The 2,610-nt window shown below is 39.6% G+C and carries 2 protein-coding genes; both read right to left on the bottom strand.

The window, feature by feature from the left end; genetic code table 11:
- Window positions 1-147: 147 nt before the first annotated feature.
- On the bottom strand, window positions 148-1,395 hold the full coding sequence (gene wecC, locus BZJ19_RS16850; protein WP_077676474.1) for a UDP-N-acetyl-D-mannosamine dehydrogenase: 1,248 nt from the start codon (window positions 1,393-1,395) through the stop codon (window positions 148-150).
- Window positions 1,396-1,416: 21 nt separating this feature from the next.
- Entirely contained in the window at window positions 1,417-2,541 is a 1,125-nt protein-coding gene (gene wecB, locus BZJ19_RS16845) for a non-hydrolyzing UDP-N-acetylglucosamine 2-epimerase (RefSeq protein WP_077676473.1), read from the bottom strand.
- Between the last annotated feature and the right edge of the window lie 69 nt (window positions 2,542-2,610).

Raw genomic sequence — 2,610 nt, 5'->3', positions numbered from 1 at the left:
GCTATGGATATTGCTGGGAATGTCTGAATCAAAGTCTATAAACAAAAGTTTAGCCATACTGATATTCGCTTCTTAAATTTTATAACGTTACCATTACAAGAAATCTCAATATATCTATGTTGAGCAGCTTACTAGTGGGATTTATTTTTAATTAAGAGCCCCACAGAAATCTAGAATGATTTTATTGCCACTGTTAGAGAATAGACTAAACTCGTTGTGATTAACTAAAAAAACCAAAATGTCCGCATTTTGTTTTGCATAGTCAAGAGTACATAATATTGCACCTTCGGCATGACTTATATTTGGCTCAACTGCCAATATCTCATTGTTTAATTCTTCTCTTAGAACATCATGGATATATTTAGCAGGAGACTCTCTCAAGTCATCTATATTGGGCTTAAATGAAAGCCCCATACAAGCCACGATCGCATTTCTTCCACTAACAGTTTCAAATCTAGATATTTCTTTATTTATTTTTTCTAAGCACCAATTTGCTTTATACTCATTAGTGTTTCTTGCTTGTTTTATTATTCTGGCTTCATTACTAAACTGCGAAACAATAAACCAAGGATCTACAGCTATACAATGACCACCAACACCAGGCCCTGGTTGAAGTATATTCACACGAGGATGGTGATTCGCTAGTGCAATCAACTCCCATACATTAATATCTAGCTTGTCACAGATAATAGAAAGCTCATTTGCAAACGCTATCTGAACGTCACGAAAGCTATTCTCAGTTAATTTCGTCATTTCTGCAGTCCGCGCATTGGTAACCACACATTCGCCTCTAATAAATATTTGATATAACTCAACTGAGCGTTGCGAACACTTAGATGTTAAACCACCTATCACGCGATCATTTTCGACTAACTCTCTCACGACATGACCAGGTAATACACGTTCCGGACAATGGGAAATATTGACATCAGCGTCTTTCCCATGAGTTTGTGGAAAGGTTAAATCTACTCGAGCTTCAGATAGCCAATCAGCCATTTTCTCAGTAGCACCGACTGGAGATGTTGATTCTAATATGACGAGGTCCCCTTTCTTTAACACTGGAGCAATAGCTTTACTCGCCGCTTTAATATAAGAAAGATCCGGAGTAGGAATCTCACCTTCATTACAAGGTAAAAATGGTGTTGGCACTGCGATCAAAAAGGCGTCAGCAGGCTCAGGCGTTAAAGTCGCCTTTAAATAGCCACCTTTGACAGCGGCTTGCACAAGCTTGTCAAGTTCAGGCTCAACAATATGAATCTTCCCTTGATTTATAGTATCAACCGCATGCCGATTGATATCAACACCGATGACTTTTTTCTTGCGAGAGGCAAACATCGCTGCCGTCGGCAAACCAATATAGCCTAAGCCAACAACTGAAATTGTTTTAAATGACATAGTAAGTTCAACTCTAGATATTTAATCGTATAATTTGTCTAAGATTCTTTTGGATGCCTTACCATCCCCGTATGGGTTATGGGCAAAACTCATCTTTTGGTAAGCGGTTTCACTCGTAAGCAATTCTTTTAAACTACCAACAATTGTTTCAACATTGGTTCCGACTAATTTAACTGTACCAGCTTCAACCGCTTCGGGGCGTTCTGTAGTGTCTCGCATGACTAGTACTGGTTTGCCTAGAGAAGGTGCTTCCTCTTGTATTCCACCTGAGTCTGTAAGGATTATGTGTGCGCGACTTATTAGATAAATGAATGGCAAATACTGTTGAGGTTCAATAAGATGGATATTTTYAATGCTCGCCAAAATACGATTCACTGGTTCACGTACATGCGGGTTCAGATGCATCGGATACAGTATTTGAGTCTCTCGGTGCTCGTTCGCTATGATCGCTAGCGCTTCACAAATTCGTTCAAATCCACCACCAAAGCTCTCTCTACGATGGCCTGTTACTAAGATGAGTTTTTTAGTCTCATCTAAGAACGGAAACTGGGCGACTAGCGTTTCATTCAAATACTCATCAGAGTCAATTTTATCTTTCACCATCAGCAGGGCATCAATGACGGTATTGCCTGTCACATAAATAGTGTCTGACGCAAAGTTTTCACGTAAAAGATTCTCTTTCGAAATTTCGGTTGGGGCAAAGTGGTAATTAGTTAGTACGCCAGTCAAACGCCGGTTGGCTTCTTCTGGCCACGGTGAATAAAGATTACCGGTGCGCAGGCCTGCTTCCACATGCCCAACAGGAATTTTCTCATAGTATGCGGCTAAGCTCGCCGAAAAAGTAGTTGCAGTGTCGCCGTGAACCAAAACGACGTCTGGTTTAAAATCTTGAAGAACAGGTTTAATCTCTTGAACAATACGTGCCGTCACATCATTGAGTGTTTGGCCTGCTTTCATGATGTTTAAATCGAAATCGGGTTCTATCTCAAATAGATCTAATACTTGATCAAGCATTTCTCGATGTTGAGCTGTTACACAGCATTTGGCATCAAAGCGATTATCATTAGCAAGAGCGTGGACAAGCGGCGCCATTTTTATTGCTTCTGGACGCGTACCAAACACTGTAAGCACTTTTTTTTTAAACATATTTACAGCCCTGATTACTAAAAAACCTTTTTAATTTTAATAATAAAAATGATTATGGAAAGGATATAG

Origin of the sequence: Salinivibrio proteolyticus (assembly GCF_001996165.1) — a bacterium.
In the GTDB taxonomy this organism is placed as follows: Bacteria; Pseudomonadota; Gammaproteobacteria; order Enterobacterales; family Vibrionaceae; genus Salinivibrio; species Salinivibrio proteolyticus.
This window is presented reverse-complemented; position numbering and strand designations above follow the sequence as displayed.